The sequence below is a fragment of the Achromobacter sp. genome, from assembly GCF_032113835.1.
Classification (GTDB): domain Bacteria; phylum Pseudomonadota; class Gammaproteobacteria; order Burkholderiales; family Burkholderiaceae_B; genus Achromobacter.
This window is the reverse complement of the sequence record NZ_DAMCTG010000002.1, coordinates 142,180-158,113: the sequence shown is the minus strand read 5'-3', so window position 1 is coordinate 158,113 and position 15,934 is coordinate 142,180. Positions and strand designations below refer to the sequence as shown.

Annotated in this window: 14 protein-coding genes and 1 pseudogene; 8 read left to right on the top strand and 7 right to left on the bottom strand. The window is 65.1% G+C overall.

The annotated features are described in order from the left end of the window. From RT697_RS01675 to RT697_RS01665, 3 genes and pseudogenes are all read left to right on the top strand, one after another. Positions 1-211, top strand: a pseudogene (locus tag RT697_RS01675) (D-serine ammonia-lyase); the annotation flags it as partial. Positions 212-259: 48 nt separating this feature from the next. Then, entirely contained in the window at positions 260-1,240 is a 981-nt protein-coding gene (locus tag RT697_RS01670) for a tripartite tricarboxylate transporter substrate binding protein (RefSeq protein WP_313696705.1), read from the top strand. A 12-nt stretch (positions 1,241-1,252) separates the two neighbouring features. After that, entirely contained in the window at positions 1,253-2,776 is a 1,524-nt protein-coding gene (locus RT697_RS01665) for an amidase family protein (protein WP_313696704.1), read from the top strand. Positions 2,777-2,803: 27 nt separating this feature from the next. Here the strand turns inward: RT697_RS01665 and RT697_RS01660 are convergent, their stop codons facing one another. Continuing rightward, on the bottom strand, positions 2,804-3,631 hold the full coding sequence (locus RT697_RS01660; protein WP_313696703.1) for a hypothetical protein: 828 nt from the start codon (positions 3,629-3,631) through the stop codon (positions 2,804-2,806). Between the two features lie 12 nt (positions 3,632-3,643). After that, a complete protein-coding gene (locus RT697_RS01655) occupies positions 3,644-5,476 on the bottom strand; it encodes a patatin-like phospholipase family protein (protein WP_313696702.1) in 1,833 nt (610 codons plus the stop codon). Positions 5,477-5,849: 373 nt separating this feature from the next. Here RT697_RS01655 and RT697_RS01650 point away from each other — a divergent pair, with 373 nt between their 5' ends. From RT697_RS01650 to RT697_RS01640, 3 genes are all read left to right on the top strand, one after another. Further along, a complete protein-coding gene (locus tag RT697_RS01650; protein ID WP_313696701.1) occupies positions 5,850-6,977 on the top strand; it encodes a TRAP transporter substrate-binding protein in 1,128 nt (375 codons plus the stop codon). 125 nt (positions 6,978-7,102) lie between these two features. Then, the gene (locus RT697_RS01645) at positions 7,103-7,726 is read left to right on the top strand and encodes a TRAP transporter small permease subunit (RefSeq protein WP_175136290.1); all 624 of its coding nucleotides are present in this window, start codon (positions 7,103-7,105) and stop codon (positions 7,724-7,726) included. Then, positions 7,723-9,711, top strand: coding sequence for a TRAP transporter large permease subunit (locus RT697_RS01640; protein WP_313696700.1), 1,989 nt, complete (start codon positions 7,723-7,725; stop codon positions 9,709-9,711). Before RT697_RS01645 ends, RT697_RS01640 begins: the two co-directional genes overlap by 4 nt. Before the next feature lie 138 nt (positions 9,712-9,849). Here the strand turns inward: RT697_RS01640 and RT697_RS01635 are convergent, their stop codons facing one another. The 4 genes from RT697_RS01635 to RT697_RS01620 form a co-directional block, all read right to left on the bottom strand. Continuing rightward, positions 9,850-10,668, bottom strand: coding sequence for a site-2 protease family protein (locus tag RT697_RS01635; RefSeq protein WP_313696699.1), 819 nt, complete (start codon positions 10,666-10,668; stop codon positions 9,850-9,852). Further along, positions 10,665-11,153, bottom strand: a complete 489-nt coding sequence (locus tag RT697_RS01630; RefSeq protein ID WP_313696698.1) for a DUF6882 domain-containing protein — start codon at positions 11,151-11,153, stop codon at positions 10,665-10,667. The genes RT697_RS01635 and RT697_RS01630 overlap by 4 nt, the downstream gene beginning before the upstream one ends. 231 nt (positions 11,154-11,384) lie before the next feature. Beyond that, positions 11,385-12,194, bottom strand: a complete 810-nt coding sequence (locus RT697_RS01625; protein WP_313696697.1) for a nucleotidyltransferase domain-containing protein — start codon at positions 12,192-12,194, stop codon at positions 11,385-11,387. 42 nt (positions 12,195-12,236) lie between these two features. Then, the gene (locus RT697_RS01620) at positions 12,237-12,986 is read right to left on the bottom strand and encodes an SDR family oxidoreductase (protein WP_313696696.1); all 750 of its coding nucleotides are present in this window, start codon (positions 12,984-12,986) and stop codon (positions 12,237-12,239) included. Positions 12,987-13,129: 143 nt separating this feature from the next. On the opposite strand from RT697_RS01620, the gene RT697_RS01615 reads away from it, so the two are divergent. Together RT697_RS01615 and RT697_RS01610 are read left to right on the top strand one after the other, a co-directional pair. Beyond that, positions 13,130-14,047, top strand: a complete 918-nt coding sequence (locus RT697_RS01615) for a LysR substrate-binding domain-containing protein (RefSeq protein WP_313696695.1) — start codon at positions 13,130-13,132, stop codon at positions 14,045-14,047. Positions 14,048-14,125: 78 nt separating this feature from the next. Then, complete coding sequence (locus tag RT697_RS01610; RefSeq protein WP_313696694.1) at positions 14,126-14,926, top strand: DUF169 domain-containing protein; 801 nt, start codon at positions 14,126-14,128, stop codon at positions 14,924-14,926. Here the strand turns inward: RT697_RS01610 and RT697_RS01605 are convergent. Then, positions 14,896-15,828, bottom strand: coding sequence for a LysR family transcriptional regulator (locus RT697_RS01605; RefSeq protein ID WP_313696693.1), 933 nt, complete (start codon positions 15,826-15,828; stop codon positions 14,896-14,898). The two genes, RT697_RS01610 and RT697_RS01605, sit on opposite strands and share 31 nt — an antisense overlap. Positions 15,829-15,934 lie beyond the last annotated feature (106 nt).

Here is a 15,934-nt window from a genome sequence, read left to right as displayed (position 1 = left end):
GCGCATCGAACCGTCCGCCGCCGCGGGTTTCAGCGGTCCGCGCCATCTGTGCGGCACCGACGCCGGCCGCGCATGGCTGCGCGCGCATGGCCTTGACGCGCATCTGCCGCGCGCGACGCATCTGGCCTGGACCACCGGCGGGCTGTTCGTGCCTGACGAAGAATATGACCGATTCCTGAGCCGCGGGCGTTCGCTCGCGGCCGGCAACTAGGCGCCGACAGACGCGCCGCTTTTCCACCACCTCCCATCGAGCACCGCCATGAAAACCTCGTTTCTTGCAGTCAGTCTCGCTTTTGCCAGCACCGTCGGCGCCGTCGCGCCCGCGGTGGCCCAGGACGCCTATCCCAGCCGTCCGCTAACGCTGGTTGTGCCTTTTCCGCCGGGTGGCGCCACCGATGTGCTGGGCCGCGTGGTGGCGCAGAAACTGGGCCAGGAACTGGGGCGCACGATTGTGGTGGAAAACCGCGCCGGCGCGGGCACGGTGATCGGCGCCAGCTTCGTCGCGAAGGCCGCGCCGGACGGCTACACGCTGCTGGTCAGTTCCGGCACGACGTTCACGGTCAACCCGGCCATTCAAAGCAACCTGCCGTACGACCCGGTCAAGAGCTTCGAGCCCATCGGCATCGTTGGCCGCACGGGCCTGGCGCTGCTTGCGAACCCCAAGGTGCCGGTCAAGGACCTGAAGGAGTTCGTGGCCTACGTGAAGGATCCGGCCCACGACCAGCCGCCGTACGGCTCGTTCGGCACCGGCACCACAGCGCATTTCGTGGGCGAGGCCTTCACGTCGGCCGCCAAGCTGAAGATGACGCATGTGCCGTACAAGGGCAGTTCGCCCGCGATGACGGACCTGATCGGCGGCCAGATTCCGTTCTCGGTCGACACCGTGGCCGCGGCGCTGCCGCAAAGCAAGCAGGGCAAGGTGCGCGTGCTGGCGGTGTCCGCGCCCAGGCGCTCCGCGTTCCTGCCCGACGTGCCGACGTTCGCGGAACAGGGCTATCCCTCGGTCGCGATGGATACGTGGCTGATGGTCGCCGCGCCGCGTGGCCTGCCGGCCGACGTGAAGACCCGGCTGGAGAAGGCGCTCAAGGCCACCGTCGAGTCGCCCGAAGTGGTCAAGAGCCTGGAGGCGCAAGGCTTTGAAGCCGCCTACGCCAGCGCCGCCGAGGGCGAAGCGCTGATCCAGCAGGAACTGCCCGTCATGCGCGAAGTCGCGCAGCGGGCCAACATCAAGATCGACTGAGGGAACACGACGATGGCATTGGACGACACCCTGGTATCCCTGACGGCGGTCGAACTGCGGCGGATGATCGGCGCCCGCCAGCTTTCGCCGGTGGAACTGCTGGAGGCCTGCATCGCGCGCATTCAGGCCGTGAACCCGTACATCAACGCCGTCACCGCCACCGCCTATGAGCGGGCGAGGGCGGAAGCGCGCGCCGCCGAGCGCGCCGTGATGGCGGGCGAGCCGCTGGGCCTGTTGCACGGCCTGCCGATGGGGGTGAAGGACCTGGAGCCCACCGCCGGTGTGCTGACCACGTACGGCTCGCCCTTGTATCGCGGCCACGTGCCGGATGAGGACATCGAGCTGGTGGCGCGCCTGCGCCGCGCCGGCGCCATCGTCGCCGCCAAGACCAACGTGCCCGAAATGGGCGCGGGCGCCAACTCGCGCAACACGGTGTGGGGCGCGACCGGCAATCCGTTCAATCCGAACCTGAACGCGGGCGGCTCGTCGGGCGGTTCCGCCGCGGCGCTGGCCGCCGACATGCTGCCGGTCTGCACGGGCTCGGACACCGGCGGCTCGCTGCGCATTCCCGCGTCCAAGTGCGGCGTGGTCGGATTCCGGCCTTCGCCGGGCGTCGTGCCCAGCGTGCGCAAGCCGCTGGGCTGGACGCCGATTTCCGTGGTCGGTCCCATGGGCCGCACGGTGGCCGACGCCTGCCTGCAGATGGCGGCCTCCGCGGGCATGCACGCCGGCGATCCGCTCAGCTATCCGCTGGACCCGCTGCAATTCCTGAACCCCGGCGTCGCGGACCTGGGCTCGCTGCGCGTGGCCTACACCGAAGACTTCGGCGCATGCGACGTGGACGACAGCATCCGCGCCACCTTCCGCGAAAAGATCGCCGCCATGCGGCATCTGTTTGCCGCCTGCGATCCGATCGACCTGGACGTGGGTGAAGCCCATCGCTGCTTTGACGTGCTGCGCGCCGAAGCCTTCGTGGCGGGCATGCGCGACGCCTATGAGAAGGACCCGTCCAGCCTGGGTCCCAACACCCGCGCCAACTTCGAGATGGGCGCGGCGATGAGCCTGAAGGACTGCGCGTGGGCGCAGGCCGAGCAGACGCGCCTGATCAAGCGCTTTCAGCGCGCCTACGACGATTACGACCTCATCCTTTCGCCCACCACACCGGTGTCGCCGTTTCCGTGGACGCAGCTTTACGCGGACAAGATCAACGGCGTCGCGCAGGAGAACTACTACCGTTGGCTGGCCCTGACCTATGTGGTCACGCTGACCACGCACCCGGCGCTGACGCTGCCGTGCGGACGCGATGCGCAGGGCATGCCGTTCGGGCTGCAGATCGTGGGGCGTTTCCGTGCAGACCGTGAAGTGCTGGCCGCCGCGCAGGCGATGGAGCAGGCGTTTGCGGGAACGGAAGTCCTGCGGCGTCCAAGGCCGGATCTGGCGGCGTTGCGTCCGGCCGAACCGGCGTTGACGTCGATCGTGACGGCGCCGCCGTTGTTGCAGGGTGGGGGCGAGGCGGGGGCGGTGTCGGCGGTTTGACAGATTGGCATCGCCGATCAAGCCAGCTCACTGGACCGGATTGATAGTGATTGACCAGGGTGAGCGGGCTCGATCCAAGGGTGGAGTGACATCCGTTCGGGCGAACGGAGCTCCGCCCTCGTTCTTGGGGATCATGAAGTTCCACGTATTCAAATCGAAGGATTTGAAGCAGTTAGGCGATATCTTGCCCTTCATCTCTTGGCACCGGTTAAAGCTCTCTAAGAGTTTGGAGGTGTCAATTGCGCCTTTCTCGGGCGCGCCAGTCGCGTTTGCAGCTTTTGACGTTGTTTGGGTAAGTTCAATTGCCCGCGTGCCAAGTTCCGCCCGCATACGCCATTCAGTGAGTTGTATCTGATACATCTCGCCCACCTGATTGGCGCTGTAGCCCGCGAGCTCCATGCGTTGCTGTACGGCAAGCCACTGCAATGCCGCTTCCACGCTCGGAGGGCGTTCGATGGTTTTCCACGCGAAATCAGAGGGCATTGGTTGTGGTCGAAGCACGTCATGAAGACGGACATACGCGCCGCAATGTGCACCAATGAGAAAGCCGACAGAGAAGGTGACCAGGCAGATTCCGATATTTCGCTGGACGCCTGCCGCGGCGGCCATGGCTGAGCGTTTCAATTCCTGCCGGTACAACGCGATATCGGGAACGAGCGGCGGCAACTTTCGGGTGCGGGTCTGCTCCACGCGCCTTCCTTTTGTCTGCAGCACCGCGATTGCGGTTGCCGCCAGCCCGAAGATCACGGGTATCGCCGCGCTCGCGACCGGCGTTTGCGATCCTCCGCTCATATATCCAATCGTCACGCCAACCAGCGCGACCCCTGCGACCAACCATCCGGAAGTTGCGTGCATGGCCATTCCTTCTCATGCCCCACCATTACCGTCTTCTTCGCGTGGACGTTTTGGCTCCAGATAGGGAAGATCGTTGCTGTCGAGGCTTTTCATCAAGATGTTGATCACGCCGGATTTGATGTCATTGCGTCCAAACAGGAGTGCCAGTCGCACCAGCACTTTCCACTTGAAGCCCTGGCGCTTTGCCAGTTCTTTGGCAAGTTGAGCTGCTCGCCGAACGACGGAATCGGCCACGGCATCGAGGTCCACTTTCTTGGTGGGCCACGCCGGAAGTGGAGGAGTTTCCGCCAACTGCCCAATCAATGGGATAAGCGCAAATTCGCGCGAATCTTGAAGTCGTCCTGAAAAGCGCGCGTTTATGTTGGATTCCGATTTCACAAAGGCGGGATTGTCTTTCCAGACCCCAAAATGCTTGAGCAAAAACTGCTGGCAGTTTCGGCGGCCCAGCAGGTAATCATGATGACGGTAGGTTTCATCCAGGAAGCCGCCAAAGCCGTCCAATGAGGCACTTGCTATCTCAGCGGGAGGCCTTTTCCAGTCTGGCGGCACGACATCCGGCTTGCGGCTGGGCGCGATCACGAATCGGCTGTAATCGTCCGGATCCAGCCCTCTGGCGAGATCTGTGGGATTGAACCTCGCCTGGTATTTGTAGGCGCTCAGCAGCCCGGAGGCGATTGATATCAAGTCGCCCCGAGCGTTCGGATGATCGGGCGGGAATTCCGTTGCGGGTTCATCCGGAAACGGGTCAATCACCAGCACACATCTTTGCGCGGCGTCGCCGCGCGGAACGAAGTTGCCTTTCAGCCCGGTCAGTTCCTGTCTTGCCAACTCCAGGGGCTCATTGTTCATTGCCCCGCCATCGACCACGTATTCCGCATAGTAGGCGGGCGGGGGCGGCACTCGGCCGCCGATTTCGCGCTTCCATGCGGGCTTGAGTTTTACGTAATCTCCGCGTGCACCCTGAACGAACCGCCAATCCAGATCGGCAGGCTTTCGACGTTCATGACGTGCCTTCAGAAAGAGGGGAAATGCGCCTGACGCCAGGGCGGCAATTCCCAGCTCATTCCAGCCCTTGTCTTCGAACTTTGATGCGCCGTCAGGGAGTTCTGAGAGCGGTAGGTCATCGGCCCTGAATCTGCCCGCCGTGTCGCCATATGACACTGAAAAGCTGCGGTAGGTACGGTGTAGCGACATGTGCAGGCCGGGGTGAGCCTGCTGGGGATCAAGGGCCAGGTAGTACGGAATTCCTCGGAGTCCTGACTGGGTGAAGATGAACCGGACCCCGTCTTTCAAATAGGGCCGCGCGAGTCGGGGTGCGGAATAATCCAGTGCTGTGCGGGTGACATAGGTCAACTGCGTCGAGTCGAGGAGCGATGCGATTTCCGGCTTCGGTCCGGATAGATCTTTCAGACCCAATAAATGACTGGCGTCTATGTTCCGTACCCAGGATTCATAAAACGGGTTGCGCTGGCCGGCGCGGGGTGCGCCGTGGTCGAACCGGTACATGAGCGCGGATGAGGCGATGGCGCCGTTCATGGCGCCCGCCGATGCGCCTGCGATGACCCGGATTTTCACCGAGTGGGTCGGGACGGAGCCGGGCGCTTTGACTTTCGCTTCTTCCCAGGCATCCAGCGCCTCGATAAGAAAATCCATGACGCCTGCAGAATAGGCGCCCGCCGATATTGCGCCAGCCAGGACCAGGCCTATTTCGAATGTGCCGGCCTCGGGCGTGGATTCGGCTTCACCGTAGTCGCGATATTCGGTCTGGTTCGCCGGGCCGAATGCAAAGGGTGCGTGCATATTCGCATTCGCAGCGGCATCCTGATGCTTCCATTGAGTTGCCATGGCCGGACCTCCACATGTTTTGTCTGTCACGGTGGCATCCCGAATGCTTGCGAGCCGGAGATGCGCGGGCGTGGCCTTCGCACTATTTACCCTGTCGCGATTGATGCCGGAATGATGGAATTTGGGTAAGTCCTTTGCCGCCCGGATGGTATCCCTGTCTCGTCCATCTGGCGTCCTAGTCCTTTTTCTAGGGTAATTCCTGACTAAAAGCTGATTGTCAGCCGTTTGTCAGGCAGGTTTAATCACTCCAAAGTTGCGCATCAGACGCATCAACCGGCATCGGATGGCTCGCAGAAGCCAATCTTTGCCGCACCCTTGCAGCCGTAGTAACAACACGCTGGTCCATGTAGTCCACCCCAGGAGACAACAAGCCATGCAACACGTTACAAAGCCCCGCCGCCGCAAATTCATCTCCGGCGCAGCCGCCGCAGGGGTCGCGGCGCTAGGATTTCCCGCCATCGCCAAGGCGCAGAACGCGCCCATCTCCTTCCGGTTCCAGAGCACCTGGCCCGCGACCGACATCTTTCACGAATTCGCCCGCGACTACGCCAACAAGGTCAACGAGATGGCCGGCGGTCAGTTGAAGATCGAAGTGCTGCCCGCGGGCGCCGTGGTCAAGGCGTTCGATCTGCTGGATGCGGTGTCGGCCGGGACGCTGGATGGCGGCCACGGCGTCGTGGCGTACTGGTACGGCAAGAACACGGCGGTGGCGCTGTGGGGGTCGGGTCCGTCCTTCGGGATGGACGCCAACATGCTGCTGGCCTGGCATGAATACGGCGGCGGCAAGGAGCTGCTGGTCGAGATCCAGAAGGCCATGGGCGTGAACGTGCAGTCCCTGATGTACGGGCCGATGCCGACCCAGCCGTTCGGCTGGTTCAAGCGGCCGGTGACCAAGGTCGAGGACGTCAAGGGCGTGAAGTTCCGTACCGTCGGCCTGGCCATCGACATGTACACCGCGATGGGCGCGGCCGTAAACGCGCTGCCGGGCGGTGAAATCGTGCCGGCGCTGGACCGCGGCCTGCTGGACGGTGCCGAGTTCAACAACGCGTCTTCCGACCTGGCGCTGGGATTCCAGGACGTCTCCAAGATCTGCATGCTGCAGAGCTTTCACCAGAGCGCGGAACAATTCGAGGTGCTGTTCAACAAGGCAAAGTACGACGCGTTGCCCGACAACCTGAAGCACATCCTGAGCTACGCGGCCCAGGCATCCAGCGCGGACATGTCCTGGAAGGCGGCCAACCGCTATTCGCAGGACTACATCAAGCTGCAGAAGGATCACAACGTCAAGTTCTACAAGACGCCGGACGCGATCCTGCAGCAGCAGCTCAAGATCTGGGACGAAATGATCGCCAAGCGGTCGGCCGAGAATCCGCTGTTCAAGAAGGTGCTGGATTCGCAGCGCGCGTTCGCGGAGCGGGTGGGGCGCTGGCACGGCGACACCACCGTCAACTACCGCATGGCCTACAACCACTACTTCTCGCGCAGCACCAAGCCGGCCTGACGCTTTTCTGCGCCGCACCCGCGCGCTGCCTGGCCGGCGCGCGGGGTCTTGCCATGCGTCCAGGTTCCGTGCGCGCCGGCGGCAGATTTGCCGCGGCCTGAACGGATCCGACTCCAGGACCTTCGATGATCCGAATCGTACGTTTCATAGATAGCATCTCCACCCTCGTGGGCAAGACCTTTGCCTGGCTGATCGTGGTGCTGACGCTGCACGTGTGCTGGGAAGTCGCGGCGCGCTACATCCTGAATCAGCCCAGCGCGTGGGCGTTCGATCTGCAGATGATGTATTACGGCATCCTGTTCATGATGGCCGGGGCGTATACGCTGGCCAAGAACGGGCACGTGCGCGGGGACATCCTGTACGGATTCCTGCCGCCGCGCGTGCAGGCGGGGCTGGACCTGCTGCTCTTCATCGTCTTTTTCTTTCCGGGCGTCATCGCCCTGGTGTGGGCCGGCTGGTACTACGCCGGCTATTCCATCGCCATCCGCGAGCATTCCTCGCTGATGGCCAACGGTCCGCCGATCTATCCATTCAAGGCCTTCATCCCCGCTGCCGGCGCGGTGCTGCTGCTGCAGGGCGTGGCCGAGGTCATGCGCTGCATCCTGTGCCTGAAGCAGGGCGCGTGGCCGTCGCGTGAAGAGGACGTCGAGGAAGTGGACGTCGACAAGCTCAAGGAGATGGTGCACGTGAAGGACGAAGACATCGCCAAGCTCGATCGTTACGTCAACTCCGGGGAGTCCCAGCGATGAAAATCCACAAGGCATTGTGGTTCGGCCTGTCGTGCATCGCGCTGGTGCTCCTGATGATCGCGTTCCTCACGCCGTGGGACAACCTCACCACGGGTCACATCGGGCTGCTCATGCTGGCCTTGATCGTGGTGGCCATCATGCTGGGCTTTCCCACGGCGTTCACGCTGATGGGCATGGGCGTGCTGTTCACGTTCCTGGCGTATTACATGCAGAGCTCGGATCCGGGACGGTCCCTGGGCCAGACGCTGGATCTGATGGTGCAGCGCACGTACGCCACGATGACGAACGATTCGCTGATATCGATTCCGCTGTTCGTGTTCATGGGCTATCTGGTCGAACGCGCCAACCTGATCGAAAAGCTCTTTAGGTCGATGCACCTGGCGCTGGCGCGGCTGCCCGGCGCGCTGGCGGTGGCCACGCTGGCGACCTGCGCGATCTTCGCGACGGCGACGGGTATTGTCGGCGCGGTCGTCACGCTGATGGGGCTGCTGGCGATGCCGGCGATGCTTAAGGCCGGCTACAGCGTGCGCCTGACGGCCGGTTCGATCACGGCGGGCGGTTGCCTCGGCATCCTGCTGCCGCCGTCGGTGATGCTGATCGTGTATGGCGCCACCACGGGCGTGTCGGTCGTGCAGCTGTACGCCGGTGCGCTGTTTCCCGGGATCATGCTGGCGATTCTGTACATGGTCTACGTGATCATCGTGGCCAAGCTGCGGCCAGACATGGCGCCGCCGCTGCCCGAGAGCGAGCGCGGCGTGCCGCTGTCGCCCGGCACGGCCGCGCTGGCGGCAGGCCCGTACACGCGCGCCGTGTCGGGCATGCTGGCCGCCATGTTCAAGGGCCGGCGCAACAGCGCGGTGTCGTTTGGCTATCTGACGCGCAACATGGCGATGGCGTTGACCCCGCTGTTCGTGACGGTGTTGATGCTGGCAACGGTGCATCACGCGCTGACCAAGCCCGCGGTGGAATATGAGATTCCCGCCGAACTGCAATTGGGTTCCGGCGGCTTCGATTCCGGTTCCGGATTGAGCGAGCCGCCCGCAGGCGGTTTGGCGGAGCCGCCGTCAAACGACCTGCCCGAGCCGCCGTCCAATGAACTTGCCGAACCGCCGGGTAGCGCGCCCGCCGCGTCGGGCTTGAGCGAACCGCCGGGTACGCCTGCTGCCCAGCCGCCCGCAGGGGCCGCCGCGCCCGTGCAGCAGGCCGCATCCGACACCGCCGACGCCCGCAAGCCCGCGCCCACCGGCTTCTGGATCTTTGCAGGCATCTGCGCGGTGATGCTGGCGGTGTTCTACGCCGCGCTGACGTGGGCGCGGCTGGAAATCTTTAAGATGCTGATGGCGTCGTTCTTTCCGCTGGCGGTCATGATCGCAGCCGTGCTGGGATCCATCGGCTTCGGCCTGGCCACGCCCAGCGAGGCGGCTGCCATGGGCGCGATGGGCGGGGCGCTGCTGGCGCTGGCGTATCGCAGGCTGAATCTGCCGGTGCTGCGCGAATCGGTGTTCCTGACGGCCAAGACCAGCGCGATGGTGTGCTGGCTGTTCGTCGGGTCATCGATCTTCTCGGCGGCGTTCGCGCTGCTGGGCGGCCAGCGGATCATCGAGGAATGGGTGCTGTCGCTGGGCCTCACGCCGATTCAATTCCTGCTGCTGGCGCAGATCATCATCTTCCTGCTCGGCTGGCCGCTGGAATGGACCGAGATCATCGTGATCTTCATGCCGATCTTCGTGCCGCTGCTCAATACGTTCGGCATCGATCCGCTGTTCTTTGGGCTCTTGGTGGCGCTGAACCTGCAGACGGCGTTCCTGTCGCCGCCGGTTGCGATGTCGGCCTTCTACCTGAAGGGCGTGTCGCCGCCGCACGTGACGCTGAACCAGATCTTCCTGGGCATGATGCCGTTCATGGGGATCCAGGTCGTTGCGATCTTCCTGCTGTATATGTTCCCGGCGATCGGCATGTGGCTGCCGACGGTGCTGTATCGGTAAGACGCGACGGTGTCTCAGCGATTAGATGCCGACGCTAATGGAGATGGTGTCTGACACCCATGAGATGCCGTCTCAAGCTGACGGCCATCTTGCCGGGGTGTCAGACACCTGCTTCAGCCACCTGCTTCAACTTGGGTGTCAGACACCGCTGCTGAGATAGATCACCGCCGAGACGAGCCAGGACGCCGCCAGCGCCACATAGCCCAGCAGCAGGATCTGCGTGAGGGAAGCTGGCCAGTGTTTGGCTAGGCCGGCGCCTTTTCCCAACGCGCCCAACAGGTAGCCGCCGTTCGCGCCGGGCAACGGCAGCAAGTTAAGCGCCGCCGTGGTGGCGGCGGTCAGGCCCAGCAACGTGGAAAATGGCAAACCGTGCGCGGCGGCATCCACGCGTGCCAGCAGCGCCTGCGCCGTGTGCAGCGGCGACAGCGCGCCGGTGACGATGTTCGCAAATCCACCCGCCAGCGCCTGCACGCCCGCCATGCCGCCGAGCAGCGCGCTCGCCAGCGCGATCAGGGCGAGGCAGCCGGAAGCGCCGATGAACAGTTGCGCCCAGAGCGGCTGCGCTTCGAGGTGTTGCGGGTCGATGTCTGCTTCATCGGCCGGCATCGTGAGGGCAGTCGGCGTCGCGACGTCCGGCTGCATGTCGACCTCCACTGAATGCGCCAGCATCTTGTCATCCGCAGGCATCGCGTCATCTGCTGGCGTCGTGTCATCCGCCAGCATCGCGTCATCTGCAGGCATCGTGGCGCTCGCTGTCTGGAAGCGGACCGCGCCGCCGACAGGTAGCAGCCGAATGCTGAGCTTGCCTATCCGCAACAGGCGCGGCCCCAATCCGAACGACAGTTCGTCCAACGCCACGCCCCGCGCGCGTCCCGCGAAGGCCATCACCGCAACATGCACCAGCGCGCAAAGGGCAACGGCCAGCAACAGGCCGATGGCCCCTGACGCCACCGTCATTCGCTTTCCGCCTTCGACAGCGACACTTTGCCGAACGTCATCCACACATGCGCCGTCTCGGACGCCTGCGCGCGATACGAACCGGAGGCCTCACCCAGCCGCATGGCGACGGCGGTGAACTCCCAGGCCTGGGCGTCGTCGCAGTCGACTTTGCGTTCGGTATAGGCGGGCAGTCCATGCGCACGCCCGAAGGCCAACGCCAGTTGCGCATGCTCGGCCAGCTCGGACGGCACGGACGGATGGTCCCAGCCCCACAGGAAACTGCCGTCCTCGCTGTTGGACGTGCCGATGATCTGCACCGGCGCGGTGGCGACGATGCCGCCCGGCAGCTGGAACACGATCAGGCCGCTATCCATGTCCACCGACCATTGCTCGGCTTCGTCCAGATGCCAGGTCGCGCAATGCGCCGTCGTGGCGGCCTGCATGCCTTCCATGCTTTGGGCGATGAAGTTCTGGACGTCGAAGGGCTTGTTGGTGTCGGACATGCTTTCTTGTTCCATGTGGATGAAGGGGCCGGTGATGATACGTGAAACACATTTTGTGCGCGGCAATGATGGCGTGCGCACTGACGCGGCGGACATCTGCGGCCGGCGGGTCAAACAGCTCGAAGTGGTGGGGAGGTGTCTGACACCCATGAGATGCCGTTTCGAACTGATGAGCAATTCCTGGGGTGTCAGACACCTGGGGCCGGTGTCTGACACCCACGCCGCAGCGTCTCAATACGTCAGCGGCGCGCCCGTGACGACCTCATACAAAAACCGGTCCAGCGTCTCGGTCTGGCCATCCGGCCGGTCGAAGTAAGGCGCCTTTTCCAGTTCGGCCAGCGTCGATTCCAGATACGCGTGGATCAGCGGGAAGCGCGGGCCGTGCTCGGCTTCGCCCGCCGCCATCTTGATGGCCAGCAGTTCGTTGATCTCGGCGCGCAGCGCCGCGTCCGTAATGATGACGTCGGCCAGATCGGCGAAACGCATTGGCGGCACGCCGCGGCCGCTGTCGATCCATTGCGCGGCCAGAACGGGGCGCAGGACGTACAGGTACTTCTTCAGGCGAACCGTCTCGCCCTGCAGCGATTCGCGGAAATTGCGGCCGGCCATCGACACGTAATGCCAGCGGCCCTTGGTGCTGGAAAAGTACGCGCTGCGGAAATGCCGCAGCCACGCGCTGACGGCGTCGTCCTGGCGATAGATGATGGGCGAATCCAGCCACTCGAAAAGCGTGGGGTTCGAGCCGCGCAAGAGCTGCAGGGATTTGCGCAGCTCCCAGCCCGAGACGTCCAGTTCGTCGTCGATGGGCAGCTCGATCACGTCTCGTTGCGGCGCCACGCGCAGATACCAGTCCAGCTTGTGCACGTACAGAAAGCGCACGTCGTAGTCGCTGTCGGGCGAGGCAAAGCCCCAGCCGCGGCTGCCGGATTCGCAGGCGAGCAGGACGCGCACGTCGTGGCGCTGCTCGATGTCTTGCAGGGTCGCCATCACGCGTTCGCGGACGGCGGGGTCGATGGGGTGGGCGTGCAGGATCGAAGTCATGCCCCGCATCCTAGCACTGCCCGGGCGCCGCCCCACAGCGCTTCAGAGCTGGCTCATCCCACCGTCCGCAATGATCTCCGTGCCCACGATGAAGGCCGACTCGCGCGCGGCCAGGTGCAGCACGGTCGCCGCGATCTCCTGCGGCGTGCCGAAGCGGCCCAGCGGAATCTGCGCCTGGATGCTGGCGGCGGTCTTCTCCAGCGTGTCGGCGTCCAGGCCCAACTTGCCGTAGATCGGCGTGGAGACCGGCCCGGGGCTGACGACGTTGACCCGGATGCCGCGCGGCAGCCATTCGGCCGACAGGGTCTTCGCCAGGGAGATCAGCGCGGCTTTGCTGGCGGCGTAGATCGACGAGGCCGGCATGCCGATATGGGCATTGATGGACCCGTTGAGCACGATGGACGCGCCCGTGTTGAGCAAGGGGTTCAGCGCCTGCAGCTGGAAGAACACGCCCTTGACGTTGGTGTCGAACGTTTGGTCCCACAGGTCTTCGGTGGCATCGGTGAGCGTGGCGAACTTGGCGATGCCCGCGTTCACGAAGACGGCGTCCAGGCGCACGCCTGCCGATGTAAGGGCGTCGGCCAGGGCCGCGGCCGCCCCGGGCGCGCCGGCGGTGTTCTGGATGGCCAGGGCGTTGCCGCCCAGCGTGGCGCGGGTCTTTTCCAGCGCAGCGTTGTCGCGTCCGGTGACGATGACGCGGGCGCCTTCGGCGGCGAAGGCTTGGGCGGCGGCGAGGCCGATGCCGCTGGTGCCACCGGTGACCAGGACGGTCTTTTGTTCAAAACGGTTCATGACGGGTTCCTTTGGTGTGGAGGTGAGGTGTAGCCATGTTGCGCCTTGCCCCGTGGTTTGTCGTACGATCTGACGCATGAATACGTTCGATAAAACCGAACATGTTCGGTCTGAAACGTATAAACCGATAGGTGGATCCCGCGATGCTGACCTCCAATGAACTGGCGTTGCTGGAAGCCATCCGCGACAGCGGCAGCCTGTCCCGAGCCGCCGCCCGGCTGGGCAAGGCCCCGTCTTCCGTGTCGCACGCCGCGAGGCAGCTGGAGGAACGCTTCGATGCCCTGTTGTTCGACCGCCGCGGCTACCGGTTGCAGCTGACGCCCGCCGGCCAGTTGCTTGCGGACGAGGCGGCGCGGCTGGCGCAGGATGTCAGCCGGCTCACGCAGCGCGTGCGGCAAGTGGCCAGCGGCTGGGAAGACCGCCTGCACATCGTCAGCGACGAGATCCTGGAATTCGAACTGATGGCGCCGCTGATCCAGGCCTTCGACAAGCTGGATTCGGGCGTCAGGCTGCGCTTCACACATGAGGTGCTGGGCGGCACGTGGGAAGCGCTGCGCGAAGGGCGGGCAGACCTGATCGTGGGCGCGACCAACGAACCGCAGACCATGCCCAACCTGCAATGGGCGGCGCTGGGCGAGATGGAATGGCTGTTTGCCGTATCGCCGCGCCATCCGCTGGCCAAGGCAAACGGGCCGCTGCGCCAGGACCAGATCCAGCAACATCGCGCCGTCGTCGTTGCCGACACGGCGCGCGGCTCGTCGGCGCGCGGTTACGGCCGGGTCGGCGGGCAGGCCACGCTGGCCGTGCCAAGCATGCGCGCCAAGATCCTGGCGCAACGCGACGGCCTCGGCGTGGGTTGGGTGCCGCGTCACCGCGTGGCCTCGCTGCTGGCGCGGGGCGAACTGGTGGAAATGGCCACCGAGACGCCGCGCGAGCCCAACCTGCTGTACCTCGCGTGGCGCGGCGATCACGACGGCCGCGCACTGCGCTGGTGGCTGGACCAGCTGCGCCAGCCGCGCATGGCGGCGGCGCTGATGCGGGGCATCGACGGGTTCGCCTGACGCGTTGTAGTCTTGACCGCGTGCGGCAACGCGGGCCTCCGGCCGGCCAGACCGCGTACAACAGTCCAAAGGACAAACATGGAAGAGACAAGGCAGGAAACCGCGCTCGACTGGGCGTCGCTGGTCGACGAACTGAACCGGCTGCTGCGGCTGAAGACCACCGTCATCGGCATGAAGCTCTACGAGCACGAAGCCGACATGGCGGGGGTGAAGGGCCTGCGCCGGCCCAAGGCCACGCACACCACGGACCAGATCGTGGGCATGGCGGCTCGGCTGGGCTGGACAGTCGGCATCACCGGCGACGATCTGGTCGGCGCGCAATGCCGCGCGGTCATCGGCCTGGGGCCGCAGGACGAAGACTGGAAGCGCGGCAAGGAATACGTGGGCGTCTGGCATGCGACCGAAGCCGATGCCCAGGCCCGCCAGGAGGCGCTGACCTGTGTGCCGGCGGGCAAGTACCGCGCCATGGTGGTGTCGCCGCTGGCATCCGGGCGCCTGGATCCGCCGGACATCTGCCTCGTGTACGCCACGCCGGGTCAGATGATCATCCTGATCAATGGCCTGCAATGGAAGAATTACCGGCGCTTTGACTGGAGCGTCGTGGGGGAAACGGCCTGTGCGGATTCCTGGGGCAGGGCGCTTGCCACGGGCGAGCCCAGCCTGTCCTTGCCCTGTTTTGCCGAGCGCCGCTATGGCGGCGTGCCCGACGAAGAAATGCTCATGGCGCTGCCGCCCCGCTATCTGCCGATTGCCATCGACGGCATGAAGGCGCTGGCAGCCAATGGCCTGCGCTATCCCATCGCGCCCTACGGCATCCAGAACGACGTGCGCGCGGGCATGGGGGTGAGCTACGCGCAGCCGCCCAAGTCCCCGGGTTGAACGCCGGCGTGCAGCGCCGCGGCCAGGGCGCGCGCAGCCGGCCCCAGAGGCCGGTCGATGCGGTGCGCAAGATAGGTTTCGGTGGTGATCTGGCTATCGCGGCCCAGGCTGGCGGTGGGGACGCGCAGCAGGCGGCCTTCGGCCAGATCGCGCTCCACCTGCCACAGCGGCAGCCGGCCCCAGCCCAGCCCGGACAGGATCAGCGCATGTTTGGTGTCCTGGCCGCTGACGCGGCAGGTCTGCGGCGACAGCACGGCAAAGTCACGGCCCTCCGACAGCGGCGAGGGATCGGATTGCACGATCTGAAGGTGATCCGCAAGGTCCGGCGCATCAAGCGCCCGGCCGGCGCGCGCGGTCTGCGCCAGGGGATGCGAAGCGCCGACGACGGCCACCATCTGGATGGCGCCAAGCGCCTGCACCGCAATGCGCGGATGCCTGAAATGCTCGCCCGCAAGAATGCCCAGCGTGTGCGTGCCGGCCAGCAGCGCCTCGACCGGCCCGCCCAGCGGCAGCACCGACACCCGCATCGCCACCGAGGGGTACGCCGCGCGCATGTGGTTCAGCGCCGCGCCGGCCCGTTCGATCGGGAAAAGCGTATCCACCACCAGCGAAAGTTCCAGCTCCACGCCTTCGCCCAGGCCCTGCGCCCGCGCGCGCAAGGCGTCGACCCGCTGCAGGATGTCGCGGGCATTGGCAAGCAGCGCCTGGCCCTGCGGCGTCATGACGGGACGATGGCCGGTGCGGTCGAACACCGGCACGCCCAGTTGCGCCTCCATGTTGGCAATGGCGTGGCTGACGGCGGACTGCACGCGCGACAAGCGACGGGCGGCCGCGCGGAAGCTGCCGGTATCCGCGACGGCGGCGAATACGCGCAGTTGGTCGAGGGTGAGCGCATCAATCATGGGGCGAGTGATCTATTGGTTCGATCAAGAGCGTCAAAAGGTTATCACTTCGCAGGATCGGTTTTGCACGGCATGATGCCGGAATCGTGGCGAAAGCGAGGGCGGG